This window comes from Vitiosangium sp. GDMCC 1.1324 (assembly GCF_003044305.1).
In the GTDB taxonomy this organism is placed as follows: domain Bacteria; phylum Myxococcota; class Myxococcia; order Myxococcales; family Myxococcaceae; genus Archangium.
This window is the reverse complement of the sequence record NZ_PZOX01000031.1, coordinates 1-17,133: the sequence shown is the minus strand read 5'-3', so window position 1 is coordinate 17,133 and position 17,133 is coordinate 1. Positions and strand designations below refer to the sequence as shown.

Sequence of the window (17,133 nt, the reverse complement as noted above, 5' to 3'; positions counted from 1 at the left end):
TTCCCACCCCACTCCCACCTCTGTCAGACGCGGCCCACTCCCAGTGTCGTCCGCCTGCGCTCCGTATCTTTCCCTGGAAGGATTGCCAGGGCCCTGCGTGCCACTCACCGAGTGGCCGCCAGCCCGAGGAGCGAGCCATCATGACGGAGAAGGAACTCTACGCTCAGAAGTTGGAAGGGGAGAAGCAAGCGCTGGATGCGCGACTCGCCGAGATGGAGGCCCAGAAGGACGTCGATGCCGCCGATGAGAAGCTGTACGACCTGCGGGTGGCCCGGGAGAAGCGGGAGGCCTTCGCCAAGAAGCTCGAGGAGTTCCGGGCTCAGGGCCAGGAATATTGGCAGGGGGTGAAAGCAGACGTCGACGCGGCCGTCCAGGACTACGCTCGTGCCCTCGAGAAAGAGCGTCAACGGAGCGCTCAGCGGCGGGAGGTTTCCTCCCAGAAGCGCGAAGCCGAGCTCCGGCAGTTCGATGCACAGGTTGACCAGATCTCGTCCCTGCTCAAGCGGAACTCGGCCGAGGACCTGCTGCTTACGGGCCAGGAGTTCGAGCTCATCCGGGGCTCGCTCAACACCGTCCGGCAATTCCTCGCCCGATTGAGGCACACCGAGGGCAGCAAGAACTGGGATGAGACCAAGGCGCAGTTCGAGCAGGTCTGGCGCGACTTCCTGGAGCGATCCCGGAAGATCACCAGCGCATCCGCCGAGGAGCAGCCTCCGGCGCACCCGTGAGTGGCCTACAACATCCAGCTCGCCGACGTCGAATGAACCGGCTCACAGCCGCACGAGCAGCTCGCGGAGGATGGAGAAGCCCTGCCGGAAGTCCTCCAGCCGGGCCTGCTCGTTGGGCGCGTGGTAGTACGCCATCTCCCCGAAGCCGGTGATCTGCACGTCGCAGCCCTGGCGTTGCAGATCCCTCACCAGCGGCAACGAGCCGGTGAGAGAGAACGGCGTGGGCGCCACGCCGCGCACCGCCTGCATCGCCTCCTTCAGCGCCCGGAGGCCCGGCGAGTCCAGCCGGCAGGCAATGCCTTCCATGCCGCTGCCCTGGAAGCGGAACTCGAGCGAGCCGCGCTTCCCCGCCGCCGTGCGGGTGCGCGGGAAGCCGGGGATGGCCTCGTCGCGCTCGAGGCGGGCATCCAGCTCGCGCATGAAGTCCGTCACCGCCTTGCGCACTTCATTCATGTCGTAGAAGGGCGTGAGGCGGAGGTCACCGCGCAGGGTGACGTCGGCGGGAATCTTCGTCTCCTTGGTGTTGGAGCCTTCCACCACGGTGGCCTTGAGGCTGGACGAGGACAGAAAGCCCCATGTCTTCTCATCCTCCGTGGGTGGGAAGCGCGCGTGGAACCAGCGGGCCAGCTCCAGCGACGCGGCCATGCCCAGCTCCAGCGCGTTGACGCAGTTCTGCGGCATCCCCGAGTGCCCGCCCACTCCCGTCACCTTCAACTCCCACAGCGAGATGCCGCCGGTGCCCAGCGTGGGGCCGAAGTTGGCGCTGTCCAGCCAATACACCGGCTCGCCGGCCAGGTCCTTCAGCCGCCCCTGCTCGGCCACGTAGCCCAGGCCCAGGCCTGGCAGGTCCGAGGACTCCTCATTGGAGATGAGCACCACCTTCAATGTCCGGCGCGGGCGCGCCCCACGCTCGGCGAGCTGCGCCAGCAGGTCCGTCAGCACCGCCACGTGGCCCAAGCAGTCGGTGACGCCGCGACCGTAGAGGACGCCTCCGGGCCCCTCCCACAGCGCGAAGGGGTTGCGCTCCCAACCCTCGCCCTTCTCGTCCGCGGGGACGACGTCGAAGTGCGCGCCCACGAAGCCGAGCGCCCCCTCGCCCGTGCCCTTCACGGTGAGCACCAGACTGGGCCGAGACTCCTTGCCCGGAGCCGCCAGCGACTCGGCCTGGATGAAGCCGCTCTGGAGGTGCGGTGCGAGCGTCTCCAGCACCACCTGCGCGGCGAGCCGTTCCTCGGGCACCAGCCCCGCGCCCGGGTTGTTCTGCAGCCTCGGCGTCAGGGCGATGAGACGCCTGAGCACTTCCAGGAAGCGGTCTTCACGGAGCGAGAGCGAGTGCATGGGCGCGGATTGGAACCCAGGCCCCCGGCGAAGTCACTGGAAACCATGATGCTTCAGTCCGTGCGGCCCGATGGCCCGCCCGGGTATAAGGCGCGCGATGACCACCGTCCTCTACGTTCACGGACTTGAGTCGGGCCCGCGCGGAAACAAGGCGCGCACACTCGAAGCAGCGGGTTTCACGGTGGTGTCCGCGCAGATGCCCTGCAATCGCGCTGCGACGCTCAGGGCCCCCGCGTTCCTCTTCATGGTGCTCGCGGCGCTTGGGTTGCTTGGGGCACTGACATGGGCGGGCGGCGCGCTCGGCTTCGTCATCGGCATCGTCGCGGTCCTCGTGTTGCGGCGCTTCGCGAGGCCGCTCCTCGTGAGGAACATGGTCCGCCGCTGCGTCGACGTGCAGCTCTCCATGTTGAAACAGCATGCCGTCGATGTGGTGGTCGGCTCCTCGTTTGGCGGCGCCATCACCCTCGAACTCCTCGCTCTCGGGGCGTGGAAGGGCCGAACGCTGTTGCTGTGTCCCGCGCAGCGCCTGGTGGCGCAGCGTTCGGGGTCTCCGGAAACGGCGCTACCGGATGACGCGTCACATGTCGTGGTGGTGCATGGCCGGCAGGACGAGACCGTGCCGTTCGAGCATTCGCATGCGCTCGTACGCGGCAGCGCGGCGAAGCTCATCGAAGTCGATGATCAACACCGATTGTCCAATACCGCGACGGCGGAGAACTTCGAGCGATGGATCGCGCTCACCGCGTGACGTGGCCCAATGGCAATCCGTGCCATGAACAGGATTGTGCACTGGTGAACGAAGCACGGGGCTCCGAGATTTCCAATCGAAGCCGCGAGCGGCAAGCCGGGCGAACCGGCCGCCCCCATGATGTTGGACCTTGAGCGTCGAGACTTCGGCCCAGAGGCCCTCCCAGGGGTACGTGGTGTAGAGGTCGAGGGTCCATGAATGCCCGACTTCGTCGCGTGGCAGGGGAGCTCTCATGACCGAGGGTGAGCGAAATCAACGGCTTGCACTGGCACGTGCCATCGAGGAGTACCGCGGTGGGCGGATGCGCCGCCGAGACTTCCTCCGGCTGTCCGCGGCCACGGGGTTTGGCCTGACTGCGTTCAACGCGTGTCGTTGTGACAGGACCCCGACAGCCCCCACCGGCCCTGCAGCGCGCGGTGAGGGGCCGCTGTCGGCCATGGAGCCGAGGAACGAGCAGCACCGCTTCCTCAAGGAGGCCGGCAAGCGTTTCAAGGGCACCCGTCTGTCCATTGTTGGCGAGGCAACTCCGCCCGCCCAGGCAACCCTCCAGCTCCTCCAGCAGGAGTTCGTCCCCCTGACGGGCATCGAGGTGCAGTGGGATCAGCAGCCCCTGGACCGCGTCCTCGCGATGGTGAGCACCGACACCGCGCTCCAGCGCGGAGCCTATGACATCTACTACCTGGACGGCTCCTGGCTCGGCCACTTCGTCAAGGACACGGCCAACATCCAGGAGCTCCTGCAGCGCTCCGACCTCGCCTATCCCGATTATGACTTCGGGGACATCCTGGAGCCGCTCGTCAAGTACACGGCCTCCTACCAGGGATGGCTGATGGGCATCCCGTTCGATATTCCCATTCACATCATGCTCTACCGGCGGGACATCTTCGAGAAGATGAGGCTGCCGCTGCCCAGGACCATGGCGGAGTACATGGAGGTGGCGAAGATCATCGACTCGAAGTCCGCACCGCGCCTGCATGGCACCACCGGAATGTGGAAATCAGGTCACTATTCGCTCCTGATCGACTTCAGCACCTACCTCTGGGTTCATGGCGGCTCCTTCTACGGTCGCGAGGGCAAGTCCGCGGTGAACGATGCGCACGCGCTGGCCGCCGCGGAGTACATGCTCGAGCTCGGCCATTACATGCCTCCGGAGGTCACCACCTGGGACTGGTATGGCGAAGTCCAGAGCTTCGCCCAGGGGCAGTCCGCCCTGCTCATCCATGCCGGCGAGTGGGTTGCGCTCTTCGATGACCCCGCCCACTCCAAGGTCGTCGGCCTGGTCGAGGCCGCGCCCTGTCCTCGAGAGTTTTCCCTCCGGCCCCAGGAGGAATGCAGCTTCGACGAGAAGCCAGGAAGCAGCCGGCAGGGTGGCTCCTGTCTGGCCATCTCGCGCTACAGCAAGAACATCGACGCAGCGTGGGTCTTCCTCCAATGGGCCACCAGCGCGGATGTCACCACCCGCGCCTCCACTCTCGGCGGCGGCGGCAGCCCCATCCGCCGCAGCAACTACAGCGACCCACGCATCCTGGAGCGCAAGAAGGTCATGCCCGGCTCCACCCGGTGCTTCGACGTCACGTTGGACGCCATCCTCCATCGGATGGGTTCGGAGCCGCACATGGAGACCTGGACCTCCATCGTCCCGGAGCTCACAGTCGAGCTGGGCAAGATGACGACAGGGCAGCAGTCCGCGCAGGTGACCCTGGACAAGATGGCTCTCATCATGGCCGTCTTCGAGGAACGGAGACAGCGCCCCAAGCAGTTTCAGGAGTGAGCCTGCCGTGAGCGCTTTGAGGTAAAACATTCGCCTCAATCACAGACACCACGCCAACTCCTCTCAGCACCAACGATTGGCCGCAAGCCAGAGCCCTCCCGGCCCCCCTGACACGTCCATTCCCACCCCTGACGTGTTCATGCCCACCCCTGACGTGTCAGGAGCCTCGCGCGTGCCGCCGATCCCGGAGCGGCGCCGAGGGAGAACCTCACCCGGAGGCCACCGCGGACACTGGCACGGGGATTGATTGAGCATGGGTTCGCCGCTGCCACAGGGCGAGCTGTTGCCTCCATCCTCCATCACCCCAGGGAGTCCGACCCCATGAAACACTTCGTGTTCATCCTTCTTTTCACCGCGGCGACCGCGCATGCCGCAACGCCGTTCGCGACCGACAAGGAGCGGGACAGCTACTCCATCGGCCAGGACCTCGCGAGCTCGGTCAAGCAGCTCGAAGTGGACGTGGACGTCAACGCGCTGGTCCAGGGCCTGCGCGACAGCCTGGAAGGGAAGGCCCCGCAGGTGAGCGCGGCGGACCTCACCCTGGCCCGTGACCGGGTCCAGAACTCGATGCTCCAGAACCGCAAGAAGAAGCGCGACGCGGACTCGGCGAAGTTCAGCAAGGCGGGCCAGGACTTCCTCGCGAAGAACAAGGCGGAGAAAGGCGTGGTCACCACCGCCAGCGGTCTCCAGTACCTGGTGCTGACCCCCGCCACAGGCGCGAAGCCCGGCCCCACGAGCCGGGTGGTATTCGACTACAAGGCCTCGGTGGTCGGCGGCGCGGAGTTCGACAGCTCCATCTCCCGTGGCAAGCCCGCCACCCTGGGCGTCAGCGACGGCATCAAGGGATGGACGGAGGCCTTCCAGCTCATGCCCGTGGGCAGCACGTACCGCTTCGCCGTGCCGCCGCAGCTGGCCTACGGCGCCCAAGGAATCCCCGGCAAGGTCCCGCCGAACGCGACGGTCGTCTACGAAATCACGCTGCGCGAGATCGCGAAGTGAGCGGACGGAGACCTTCCATGACCTTCCTCCAGAACAGATACATCGGGCTGGTCGCCGCGCTGCTGTTGATGGGCACGGCAGCCGCCGCACAGACGCTCGACTGCCAGACCACCCAGGAGCGGATGCCCGCCTCGGGGCTGACCCCCAATCCGAAGTCAGTGGCGACGGTGCCGCTCGACAAGCAGAAGGCGGGCTACGTCCGGGTGGGCGGCGGGTGCGAGGTGTCCCGCTTCGGCTTCGAGTCCGTGCACGCCGCGGTGATGGTCCAGAACGCGCCGGACGGGGACTTCGGCTGGCGGTGCAAGGGCGCGGATCCGGCGCTCGTCTCCAATCCGGCCTGGGCGCGTGCGTCCGTCACCTACTGCCGGGCCTCCGATGCGAGCGGCGCCACGCTGCCGTTGCAATGCACGACGCTCACCAAGAAGACGGGCCTCCTGCGCAACCCCACCGTCGAGGTGACGCTCACGCCGGCCCTCGTCTCCGACGGCTACGTCGTGGTCTCCGGAGGCTGTGACACCTCGCACTTCGGCAACGGCTCCGTGCATGCCGAGAACGTGGTCATCTCCCGGCCCACGCCTGGGGGCCAGGGTTGGTACTGCCAGGCGGCGGATCCGCCGAACAACGGACAGGACGCCACGGTCGAGGCGTCGCTCGTCGCCTGCCGCGTGGGCCCCACCGCGGTGACCCCGAAGCCCAGCCTCCAGTGCACCGTGACGCAGGGCACCCAGGGCACGGGGGCCTATCCGAAGTCCATCACCAAGGGAGCGTCCAAGGCGCTGGGCGGCGGCTGCGAGCTGTCCTACGCCGGCAACGGCTCCGCCCACGCGGAGTTCATGGTGCAGCAGGGGCCCCAGGCAGACGGCAGCTGGGCCTGTCTCGCCGCGGATCCCCCGCTCATCTCCAACCCCGGCACCGCGAAGGCCAGCGCGGTGAGCTGCAACCTCACCACCAGCACCCTGCCACCGCCAGTGACCGTGCCGACGACGCGCAAGAACCCGATCATCATCGTCGGGGGCACCCTGGCGAGCGAGATCATCTACTGGGTCCTCGAGGGACGGCTCCGGGCGGACGGCTACTACGTCGAGTTCTTCGAGCTGCCCGGAGGCGGGCTGATCGACATCCGCGAGGGCGCGCAGGCGCTCAAGTACCGGATAGCGGACGTGCTGCTGAAGACGGGCGCGGAGAAGGTCAACCTCATCGGCCACAGCCAGGGTGGCATCACGGCCCGGACCTACGTGCACGACTACGGCTGGCGCCTGGTCGACAATCTCATCAGCCTGGGCACGCCCCACAAGGGCACCCACGCGGACCCCCTGCTGGCCGCGCTGCTGGTCGGGTGCGTGGGCCAGCCCACGGACAAGCCCATCTGCACCCAGCTGCGCGCCGGCCCCTTCCTGGATGAGATCAACAAGCGAGCCTCCGACGATGACATCGCCTACACCAACATCAACAGCGTGAAGGCGCTCGACGTGTTCACGGACGGTTACACCAACGGCCGCATGGACAACTGCGACCGCACGAACGCGCAGGGCCAGACCCTGAAGTGCAACGTGACCGTGCAGGAGGACTGCCCGGGCAACCTCGTCGAGCATGTCGGGCTCGCGTCGAATGGCGTCGTCTACAGCGGCGTCCGTCAGGCCCTGAACCGCCAGCCCATCAAGCTCGATTGCTCGGCGCTCTGAGAGGATATGGCCATGAGTGACAAGAAATGATTGTCCCGGCTGCTCCTGGCAGCCGAGTCACATCCAGGCGACGGCGGTGCGCGAGGCGGCCGGCCAGACGGACGCCACCTCGCACTGACGTCCACTCGTCCCCCCGGGTCCCGCCCTCCTCCTGATGGGCGGGACAGGAGACGGCGCTCCTGGCGTGAGCCTCAGCCCTGACGACGGCGGAGCAAGGGCAGGAAGGCTCCGGTCATCGCGAGGAGCCACACGGGCACGCCCCCCGCGGTGGAGCAGCCTCCACCGGGCTCATCCTCCTCGTGATCGCCGCCCGTGCCCGCGTCGGGTGAGCCCGTGCCCGCATCGGGCGAGCCGTTGCCCACGACCACGCTCCACCGGGCGGTCGAGGACCTGTCGCCACTGCTGCCCAGGTCCGCGTTGGTGGAGTTGCCAGCGCCGAAGAGCGTGAGGGTGACGTCGGTGGAGGGGGCGACCAGGGAGAAGTCGAAGCGCAGCTCGTCGCCGACGAAGTCCCTGGGCTCGAAGTGGGAGAGCTCGGCGCCCAGCTTCTTCGTGCCCACGCCGGCCTGGAGGAGCGCCGCCGCATGGCTCACGGCGATGTTCACGCCGCCCTTCTTCGCGGCGCCCCCCCGGATGATGAACGAGTACTGGCCCGTCTCACCCGGAGCGAGCGTCGCGGGGCCGGAGAACTCGACCGTGGGCGCCGCGCCCCCCGAATGACAGGTGTTGCACGTCAGCCCGTCCTTGCCGGACTGACCGGTGATGCCCGTGCTGGTGGCGAAGGCCGGAGCCGCCAGCAACGAGAGGGCGACCACCCCCGCGAGATGGAAATCAGAACGCATGGGACCTCCAGGAGCTTGGCTCTGGCTAGCGCAGTTGGAGGAAGGAGAAGGAGAGGCCCTGCGTGGACACGGTGGCCTTGCCGCTCTCGCCCAGCACGTGCAGGGTCGTCGACGCGGCGCCCGCGGCGAACTCGGTGTAGAGCGTCTGATTCTCCGACTCATAGAGGAAGACGCTGCCCGTGGTGGACGGGAAGTCGGTCATCCGCGTCGCGGCCAGGGTGTCGAGCTTCAATTGCCACCACTGCCAGCCGGTCCCGCTCGCCACGATGCGCGGATGGGTGCCCTCGGACACTGGGGCGATGGACTCGTCGAGCACGCGCACATACGCCGTCCCCTGGGGGCCGGGAATCAGCGCGCCCGCGGTGCCTCCGCCCACCAGCGCACTGAGCTCCTTGTAGAAGGAGGCATCGAAGGTGTGCGACTGGGGATCGAACTTGAGCAGGCACGGCACCGGCGTGTCTCCGCCCGCCACCCGGTATACCGCCGCGCCATAGACCTCCGTCGCGATGTAGACCTTCCCATCGGGACCGACGGCGGCATCGTGCGTGTAGCCACACCGGTTATCCGTCGTGATGAAGGCCTCATCGGTCCGCGTGTCGATGGTGACGACGGCCGCCTTCTTGGTGATGCCCACGCCCGAGGTCGGACGCCAACCCACGGGCATGATGATCTGGTTATCGAGCACCAGGGGCGCCCCCGAGAAGGCCATGGTCGTCCCCGGAATGGTCAGCTCGTCGAGAGCGATGCTGCCCGTGACCTTCATCTCGGTGGGGTTCCAGATGACGACCTGCGCCGTGGTCCCATCGAAGTAGTACGCCTTGGTCGCCGAGACGAACTGGAAGTTGTTCTGGTACTCGCCGAGCGACGAGATGCCCTTGCCCGAGAAGCTCACCGTGCCGGACTCCTCCAGGCATCCGCCACTCGTCAGGGTGTAGCGGGTGACCGTCGCGTTCTCGTCGCTCACCACGTAGAGGGAGCCGGACTTGGGAATGCCCACGCCGAGCGCGCGGCCGGGCACCTCGGTGGCGTTGTCCAGGGAGAGCGTTCCCGCCTGCTCCGCCTTGTCCGTCAGGATGACGTAGCTCTGGGGCGTGTCCGTGGTGAGCAACTGCGTGGTGACGGCGTACAGCGGCCCGGTGCCAGCGTTGCACTGCTTGATTGGGTCTTCCTTCTCACCGCAACCGGCGAGCAGGGAGAGCGCGAGCGCCGCGGAGGTGAGCTGGAAGGAAAGCAACGAAACAGGACGCTTCATGTGGACTGCCTTTCTGCTGGGGGGGAAACGGGGTCAGTGCTCCAACAGGAGCTTGGCGAAGACGCCCCGGCCGGGGCGTTGCACACCGAAGAAGTCGTACGCGGGCGCGTCGGTCAGGTTCTCCACGTCGACCGTCCAGCCCAGGGTCATGGCCGCTCCCCGGATGACGTAGGAGAGCGCCAGCGAGTGCAGCAATTGGGAGGGAATCACCTGTTTGGTGTCCTTCTGGCCCACGCCCTCCCAGGAGCGGAAGAAGGCATGCACGTAGCGCACGTGCCAGGTCAGGGACAGCTCGTCCTGGGAGCTCAGCAGGCCGCTGGCCTGGAGCCGGGCGGAGCCATTGGCATGGAAGTAGGGCCGGTTGGGGATGCGCTGGCCCTCGAAGAAACCGAAGGCCCCCTCGCTCGAGGTGTTGCGGAAGTCCTGCCAGGTGATGTTGCCCTCCAGGGCAAGGTACTGCCCCGGAGATGTCCAGCGCCCCATGCCCGCGACGCCCAGACAGCGGGCCATGAAGACATTCTGGTAGGTGAAGAAGTTCTCGCGGCCGATGAGGACGATGAGTTGGTCGGCGAACCGCCCGAAGCCCACCACGCTGGCGCTCATCGTCCCCGCGCGGCCCGGCGTGCCATCGAAGGCGAGCTCCAGATTGAGGTTGTGACTGTGCTCGGGCTTCAGGTCGAGGTTGTCATTGACGAGGAGCCCATCTCCGAAGATTTCGTCCGGACGGGGCAGGCGCGTGGCGAGCTCATAGGAAGCCTTCGCGTACAGCTCGTGCCCCAGCCGCACGCGCACCCCGTCCCCTACTCCCACGCCATGCAGATCCCGGTCGACTGGCGTGAAGATCCCCTCGGGGAGCAGCTTCCGAGCGCTCGCCAGCTGGAGGTAGTCCTTGAGGAAGACGACGTTCTCCAGCCGACCCTGGAGGGCGGCGAGCGTGTACTCCAGGCCCGTGACGAGCGAGAACAGCCCGCGCCCGGGAGTGAGGGGATCCGTCTGCCCCAGCGCGCGCAGCTGCAGATCCTCCCCCGTGCGGGTCACGGACGTCGGCGCGAGCGTGACGCGCAGTGTCTGGGCATCCGAGGGCACCCACTCCAGATGGAGCCGGGCGAAGCCGGTGCCCTGATCCACCCGCCGCTCCACCGCCCGTGATTCGATCTCCCCGGGCTGGGGACGCCGCCGGACACAGCGGCCAAACCAGTCGTAGGCGCACGTGCCGAGGTCGTCGAAGCGCGTGTGCCGGAAGGTGTAGCCCGCCAGCAGCTCGGCCGAGCTCTCTCGGGACAGGCGCAATCCATAGCGGAGCGTGGCGCCAGCCGAGAGCGCCCCCGTGGTCACGGCCCCATAGGGCACATCCATGGTGATGTTGTGCTGCAACTCCTTCTCGTACGCGTTCGCGAAGACGCGCAGCAGCAGCCGCCGTGCCCAGGGCTTGTCCAGGAAGCCCGCCTCGAAGCCTCCACCCCACGCCCGGTAGGCATCGTGGAAGCGGTGGACGCGCGCCGGGACGAGCCGTCCAGACTCGTCGGCCACCTCGACGTCGATGGGGTAGTCGTTCCGGGTGTCGTCGAGGAAGGCCTGGGCCCGCAGGAGCAGTCCACTCGGCTCATCCAGGTGGCGCGCGCTCGCGGTGAGGCGGTGCGTGTCGAAGGAGCCCAACTGGTAGGACACGGCGGCGCCCGTGCCCTGCACCCGTGAGTCGGTGAGCAGTTGCACCGCGCCGCCCAGGGCATCCGTTCCGAAGCGGATGGGCACCACCCCCTGGTAGAGCTCCACCCCCTGCACGAGGTTCACGGGCACGTTGGAGAGCTCGGGCCCGAAGCCGGCCAGCTCGAGCGGCACGCCGTCCACGAAGAAGCGGATCTGCTCGTCCGTGAGTCCGGCGAGCGAGAAGCGCGTGGCGCTGCCGAGCCCTCCCGAGCGGCGCACCCCTACGCCCTCGGTACGCGCCAGGGTCTCGCCCAGATCTGCCGCCTCGCGCCGCACATGCTCCGTGTCGAGCACCTGGACCGACTCGGCCGACTGGCGCCGGCGCTGTCCCTCGGAGGTGCCCTCGACGGTGATCTCGATGGCCTCTTCCCCCTCCAGGGTGGGCTCGGACGGCTCTTGCGCCAGCACCGGGCTGGCCAGGAGACCCCCCACCAGCGCGGCTACCGCCCAGCGGGCGCCAACCCCGTGACGGGCGCCTCCGGCCCAGCGCCGGAACATGAAAATGATAACCATTATCATTTTCAAAACGCTTTATGCTCATAGGAGCCCGCTGTCAAGCGGCACGAAGCGTTCGGAGCCGGAGATGGTGGGAGAGGCACTTCGAAGTCCGGCCTCATGCCCGCGAAGCAAACCGCTTTGCCTCGAAGCAGGCGGGAGCCGATACGGCCTGGCTCGACCTTGGAACAGTCTTCAGGATTCGCGACAACATCTACAGCGGCCTGCTCCGGTCCCGAAGCAGGCCGCGCGCTGCCGTTACGCGCTCAGAAGCACTCGGTTTCGGGGCGGATGTACTTGGAATAGACGGTCCGCGTGCCTTGATGAACAAAGGGAGCGCCGCAGTTACAAAGGTCCCTGCCGACCTGGTTGATCATCTCCGGCTCGCTGTAGAACCGAAGGTCATACGACGTGTCGCACGGCGGCGGGAGCGCGTCCGCTCGGGTGTCGAAGCTGGACTGCTCCTCCACACTCGCGGCCTCGGTGCCTCCGCACCCGACAGAGAGCAGCCCAGCCACCAACATCAGCCCGCCAATGATTGGCACTCGCATACATCCTCCTGGAAGTGGAATCCGTGGTTATACGGTAAATCGAGGAGTATATCCAGAACTCAGGAGAAAGTACGGAGGGCTCCCGGCCCAGGAGCCGGCAGGGGGGAGACCCGGCGCTCTGGGGAGAGCAACCGTCTCCCCTTCCCTACCCAGCGTTGTTCTTGATCCAGTCGACGTAGTTGCCGACCCGGGTGTAGATGCCCGGATAATTCGGCAGCGCGCAACCCCGGCCCCAGCTCGAGATCCCCACGAGCACGCCATTGATGACCAGGGGGCCTCCACTGTCTCCCTGGCAAGTGTCCTTGCCTCCCTCCGTCAGCCCCGCAGCGATCATGTTGTCCGTGATGGCCGAAGCTCCGTAAGACGCCCTCGCGGTCGCACGCGCGACGATGGGGACCTTTACACTCATCAGATTGGCCGGTATCGACGAACTGCCTGACGAGGTCACTCCCCAACCCGAGGCCAGTGCGAGCACGCCCACCGCAGGATCCGAACCTTGAGTAGGCAGATTGACGGCCTTTGCTTGGGTTGAGCCCAAGGTCATAGGAGCGGAGAGTCTGACCACCGCGATGTCGTTGTCGATGGTTGATGAATTGTAGGAATTATGCACAACGATCGAGCTGACGGAAACGAGCGTTCCCCCGGACCCATGCTGCAGACTGCTATATCTGACCGAGAGCGACGAAGGTTGCTTTCCGCTCACGCAGTGGGCAGCCGTGATCACCGTTCTGGAATTATAGATCACACCTCCACACATGTGAGAAGTCGTCCGCAGGGAAACCTGATAGGGAGCCTCGCCTGCTGGGGACGTATACCCACCGACGATTTCTTCACCCACGCTTCCAACACTCTCGAGCCCGCTGACGTCGTCCGTGTCCGCCCCACCGCAACCCAGCAGACCCATCGCGACAACCATTCCAAACATGAAACGCATGCGGTGTTTCTCCCTTCCTCGTGTTCACCTGAAGTGCCCGGGGATGCGTATGCAGGCAGCATGCCGCCCGAAACGAGCCGTCGTCCCAGCGAAGGCTCGCGGACGAAACAGCGGCGGCCAGGGGTGTGGCGTGTCAGTGACGTGTCAAGCGAGGCGGTGACGCGTCAACGGCACGACCAGGGCTGACTTCTCCATGGGTAGCGCTATCCTGGGGCCTGGAGGGTCTCGCCATGCGACATGTGTCGTGGATGCCCGTCGTACTCGCCGCGCTTCTGCTGGCACTTCCCGCGTCGTCTCAGGTTCCACCGCCGCTGACCTGGGTGGACCTGGGCGTCCGGGAGCTCGGCTTGCGTGCCCAACTCGTCTCCAGCCGGACAGACGAGGACGTGTGGCTCATCGCAAGCGGCAGGGGCTCCTCCTCCCAGGTGCTACGGAGTGCGGACGCCGGCCGTTCGTGGCAGGTGGACACGAAGGCGAGCAGAGCCCTGGAGCGTGCCCTCATCGCCAGTTCGCATGTCACCATCGACCACCTCGTCTGGGTTACACCCGAGATTGGCATTGCCGCCGGTTACCTCGGTGCGCGGGTTCTACGAACGACAGATGCGGGGCTCTCCTGGCAGGCCATTCCACTCACGGACAACCCCTGGGTGTACGAAGTGGAGCGCGCGGGCAAACGGGTCTGGCTCTGTGGCTCGTCCGGGCACATCCTCCGCAGTGACGACGCCGGGGCGAGCTGGCAGGAGCTGAAGGGCTCGCCATTCAATAGCGATGACCGCTGCATGGAGATGTCCTTTCTCTCCCCGGAGAGCGGATGGGCCGTGGGAATGCATGGGTCCCTCTGGGCCACGGAGGACGGCGGAACGAGCTGGCAGCGCCTGTCTGCTCCCGAGCAGGCACCGCTCCGGGATGACCCCTCCTCGCTCCCGCCAGAATTACGCCACGTGGTGCGCCTCACGGCCCTGGTCGCCTGGGTCCAGGGCTCGGGCGGGCGGTTCCTCACGACCGACGGTGGGAAGACCTGGCACTCCAAGCCCACGGCCCAGAGCGAGAAGGACGCTGTCCTGGCGGTTTCGCGTACTCCCGGTGGCCAGCAGGTCGTCACCGTCGGGCCCGCCGGCGATGGCGTTCCGGTGGAGCAATGGGTTCCCTTTCTCGGTGAGAGTGAAGGTGTGGCCCCGCTGGGTGAGAACACCGTCGTGGCCCTGGGCCAGAGGGGACTGTCCACCTTTGTCTCGGGCCAATTGCTGCGCGCGGGTCCCCCCGTCGGCAAGGGTTCAGACGTCCTCACCCCACTCGAAGGCATCGCCCGGAAGGCTCCCGATGCATGGCTGGGATGGGTCGGCGAGCAGATTGTCGCCTCTCACGATGAGGGCCGGACCTGGTTCCGGGTGGGCCGCGTTCCCCAATCACCCCTCCGGGCACTCGCCTTCCTGAAAGAGGACACGGTCCTGGCCGAGAGCGGCGCGGGAACGCTGCTGCGCTCGGACGACTTCGGGCGCACCTGGGCACCGAGCACGAGTCCTCTGGATGCCTACGACTTCGCGCTCGCCTCGGGCCGTACCGCGTCCGCCGAGTCTCCCTTCGATTGCGTGCTCACCACCTCGCCCGCATCGATGAAGGTCCGCTTCGACATCCAAGGCTGCTTCGATTCCTACACGGGCGTGATCTCCGTGAAGCTGTCTCCGGACAGAGCCGAGCTCTCGGGAGAGCGGACCGTGGAAAAACCTTTCGAGCTCGAGCGGAGGACGATCTCCCGCGGTGAAGGGGAGCGCATCGTCCGTGAGCTGGTGGCGGCGGCGACCCGTCAGGAGACGCCGCTCGGCTGTGACTCCACCACGTGGTACACGGCCACCATCGAGTGGTCCTGCCCCTCGGGCCGCATCAAGAAGGGGACGGTGGAGCTCCGCGCCCCAGGCTGTGGGGCACTCACCCGGGGTACCGCGACGACCACGGGCTCCGCCGCTCCCGACGGCTACGCGCGCGCCCTGGGCATCCATCAGGTCACGTCCGAGGTGTTCGCGGGCGCGTCACACTGAGCGCGACATCAGCGCATTCAGGCTGGGATAGTTCAGCGTCGGCGCCGGTGGCGCGAGGATTTCGCCACTTTGCAGGAAGTGCCGCATGGAGTTCGAGACAAAGCTGAACATCGTCTCCGAGATATCGGATCCCGCACTGAGGCGCCGTACGCCCAGTTGCGCGAGCCGTTCTGGCGATGGGAAGCCCGGCCGTACCAGCACGTTCAACGGCAGCGTGCAGCCGGCGGCAATGGCGGACATGTCGGCTTCCTCGCGCACACCCGGCACGAACAGGCCGCTCGCGCCAGCTTCCTTGTAGAGCTGGGCGCGACGCAGCGTTTCCACCACCCGTGCACCGGCATCGACCAGCGAGCGCAGATAAACATCGGTGCGGGCGTTGATGTACAGGTTCACCCCAGCAGCCGCTGCGGCCCGGCGCGCGGCAGCGATCTTCCGGCACAGCAGCTCAGGCGCTTCGGCGCCGTCTTCGATGTTGATGCCGACCACGCCCGCCTGCACCAGCTCCGTCACCAGCGCGGCAACGCGTTCCGGGTCCGACGCATAGCCGTCCTCGATATCGACACTCAGGGGCAGTTCGCTCACGCGCTTGATGCCCTTCACGGTCGCCAGCAGCAAGTCGGTCGGTAGCCGGCTGCCGTCCGCAAAGCCATGCGACCACGCCACGGCGGCGCTGCTCGTGGCAAGCGCCTTGCTACCAGCCGCTTCGGCAATGCGGGCGCTCCCCGCATCCCAGCAGTTGGACAGCATCAGCAAACCTTCCGCATGCAGGGCATGGAATATCTCGTCGTGACGGGTTCTCATGGGCACCACTTTCAAGGTCGAGCGGGTGATGCTACCCGGCAAGGAAAGCTAGCGAGGGAGCAGGCGGGAAAGCGAGGGAGCAGCACCGGGCTACCGCCGAGGTCATCTTTCAGGGACTACTCCGGAGGGAAGGACCATGGCCCTAGAAGCTGTATTCGAGCGTTTCACGAAGAAAAGCCCGTTGACGGTCATGGCGCGCCTGCTGATGCAGCAGGCACTGAGCCGTGAGTGGCTGGACGAGCTGTTCGAGCTGCATCGCGACAAGCAGTACACGCGCGAGTTGTTCTTCTCCACTGTGGTGGACCTCATGGCGTTGGTGGCCCTGGGACTCAGGCCGTCGCTGCATGCGGCGGCCCAGGCGAGCTCTGAGCTGGGGGTGTCGCTCACGGCCCTGTACGACAAGGTCAATCACACCGAGCCGGAGATTGTACGCGCGCTGGTGCGCGGGGGAGCCGAGAAACTGACGCCGGTGGTCCAGTTCATGAAGGCGCAGCAGACACCGTGGGCCGCGGGCTATCGGATGCGAGTGCTGGATGGCAACCACCTGGCGGCGAGTGAAAAGCGACTGAAGCCGTTGCGAGGCTTCCGTGGTGCGGCCCTGCCTGGGCAGTCGCTGGTGGTGTATGCGCCGGAATTGGACCTGGTGCTGGATATGGTGCCCGCCGAGGATGCTCACGCACAGGAGCGCGCCCTGATGGGGCCCGTGCTTGAGCAGGTGCGTAAGGGAGAGCTGTGGTTGGCTGACAGGAATTTCTCCACCACGGGCATCCTCTTTGCCTTGCATGACAAGCAGGCAGCCTTCATCATCCGTGAGCATGGAGTCTCGCCCAATCCGACAGTGTTGGGGCCCCCGCGGGAGGTGGGGCGAGTGGAGACGGGCTTCGTCTTCCAGCAAGATGTCCGGATTGAGGAGGAGACAGGGCGACAGTTGGCACTGCGGCGCGTGGAGTTGCATTTGGATGAGCCCACCGAGGACGGAGAAACAATCATCCGCCTGTTGACGAATGTTCCGGTGGAGCGCATGGCGGCGCAGGACGTGGCCAGACTTTACCGACGCCGCTGGAGCATAGAGGGCATGTTCGGCCGGCTGGAGTCAGTGTTTCAAAGCGAGGTGGCCGGGTTCTGAGGCATCCCCTCATAAAAGGCCAAAGGCTTCACGGAAAACGAGCTGCTCGTAGACGAGTTGGGCGAAGCGTTCAATGAGAGGGCGCAACCGGGTTTCGGGCATGTTGGGAAGAGCCTGGTAATA

Annotated in this window: 14 protein-coding genes; 7 read left to right on the top strand and 7 right to left on the bottom strand. The window is 66.5% G+C overall.

Annotated features, from left to right (window positions below; genetic code table 11):
- The first annotated feature begins 140 nt into the window (after positions 1-140).
- Entirely contained in the window at positions 141-728 is a 588-nt protein-coding gene (locus DAT35_RS51500) for a hypothetical protein (RefSeq protein WP_108076851.1), read from the top strand.
- Between the two features lie 42 nt (positions 729-770).
- On the opposite strand, the gene DAT35_RS51495 is transcribed toward DAT35_RS51500, so the two are convergent.
- Entirely contained in the window at positions 771-2,066 is a 1,296-nt protein-coding gene (locus tag DAT35_RS51495; protein WP_108076850.1) for a M20/M25/M40 family metallo-hydrolase, read from the bottom strand.
- A gap of 97 nt (positions 2,067-2,163) precedes the next feature.
- On the opposite strand from DAT35_RS51495, the gene DAT35_RS51490 reads away from it, so the two are divergent.
- The 4 genes from DAT35_RS51490 (at position 2,164) to DAT35_RS51475 (ending at position 7,266) form a co-directional block, all read left to right on the top strand.
- Positions 2,164-2,814, top strand: a complete 651-nt coding sequence (locus tag DAT35_RS51490; protein WP_146210222.1) for a S9 family peptidase — start codon at positions 2,164-2,166, stop codon at positions 2,812-2,814.
- A 436-nt stretch (positions 2,815-3,250) separates the two neighbouring features.
- A complete protein-coding gene (locus DAT35_RS51485; RefSeq protein ID WP_158502229.1) occupies positions 3,251-4,585 on the top strand; it encodes an extracellular solute-binding protein in 1,335 nt (444 codons plus the stop codon).
- A gap of 321 nt (positions 4,586-4,906) precedes the next feature.
- A complete protein-coding gene (locus DAT35_RS51480; protein WP_108076847.1) occupies positions 4,907-5,584 on the top strand; it encodes an FKBP-type peptidyl-prolyl cis-trans isomerase in 678 nt (225 codons plus the stop codon).
- Between the two features lie 17 nt (positions 5,585-5,601).
- Positions 5,602-7,266: a triacylglycerol lipase gene (locus DAT35_RS51475; RefSeq protein WP_108076846.1), complete on the top strand. Its 1,665-nt coding sequence runs from the start codon at positions 5,602-5,604 to the stop codon at positions 7,264-7,266.
- Positions 7,267-7,457: 191 nt separating this feature from the next.
- Here the strand turns inward: DAT35_RS51475 and DAT35_RS51470 are convergent, their stop codons facing one another.
- The 5 genes from DAT35_RS51470 to DAT35_RS51450 form a co-directional block, all read right to left on the bottom strand.
- Positions 7,458-8,108 (bottom strand): MXAN_6652 family MXYO-CTERM-anchored protein, encoded by a 651-nt coding sequence (locus tag DAT35_RS51470; protein ID WP_108076845.1) that lies wholly within the window; start codon positions 8,106-8,108, stop codon positions 7,458-7,460.
- Positions 8,109-8,133: 25 nt separating this feature from the next.
- Complete coding sequence (locus DAT35_RS51465; RefSeq protein ID WP_108076844.1) at positions 8,134-9,360, bottom strand: MxcI protein; 1,227 nt, start codon at positions 9,358-9,360, stop codon at positions 8,134-8,136.
- A gap of 33 nt (positions 9,361-9,393) precedes the next feature.
- On the bottom strand, positions 9,394-11,580 hold the full coding sequence (gene mxcH, locus DAT35_RS51460) for a TonB-dependent siderophore myxochelin receptor MxcH (protein WP_233262208.1): 2,187 nt from the start codon (positions 11,578-11,580) through the stop codon (positions 9,394-9,396).
- A gap of 248 nt (positions 11,581-11,828) precedes the next feature.
- The gene (locus DAT35_RS51455) at positions 11,829-12,113 is read right to left on the bottom strand and encodes a hypothetical protein (RefSeq protein WP_108076842.1); all 285 of its coding nucleotides are present in this window, start codon (positions 12,111-12,113) and stop codon (positions 11,829-11,831) included.
- Positions 12,114-12,258: 145 nt separating this feature from the next.
- The gene (locus tag DAT35_RS51450) at positions 12,259-13,047 is read right to left on the bottom strand and encodes a serine protease (protein WP_108076841.1); all 789 of its coding nucleotides are present in this window, start codon (positions 13,045-13,047) and stop codon (positions 12,259-12,261) included.
- Positions 13,048-13,277: 230 nt separating this feature from the next.
- Between DAT35_RS51450 and DAT35_RS51445 the strand changes: the two genes are divergently transcribed.
- Positions 13,278-15,083: a hypothetical protein gene (locus DAT35_RS51445; protein WP_108076840.1), complete on the top strand. Its 1,806-nt coding sequence runs from the start codon at positions 13,278-13,280 to the stop codon at positions 15,081-15,083.
- On the opposite strand, the gene DAT35_RS51440 is transcribed toward DAT35_RS51445, so the two are convergent.
- Positions 15,075-15,884, bottom strand: coding sequence for an isocitrate lyase/phosphoenolpyruvate mutase family protein (locus tag DAT35_RS51440; protein ID WP_108076839.1), 810 nt, complete (start codon positions 15,882-15,884; stop codon positions 15,075-15,077). The two genes, DAT35_RS51445 and DAT35_RS51440, sit on opposite strands and share 9 nt — an antisense overlap.
- Positions 15,885-16,020: 136 nt before the next feature.
- Between DAT35_RS51440 and DAT35_RS51435 the strand changes: the two genes are divergently transcribed.
- Positions 16,021-17,010, top strand: a complete 990-nt coding sequence (locus DAT35_RS51435; RefSeq protein WP_233262207.1) for an IS4 family transposase — start codon at positions 16,021-16,023, stop codon at positions 17,008-17,010.
- Positions 17,011-17,133 lie beyond the last annotated feature (123 nt).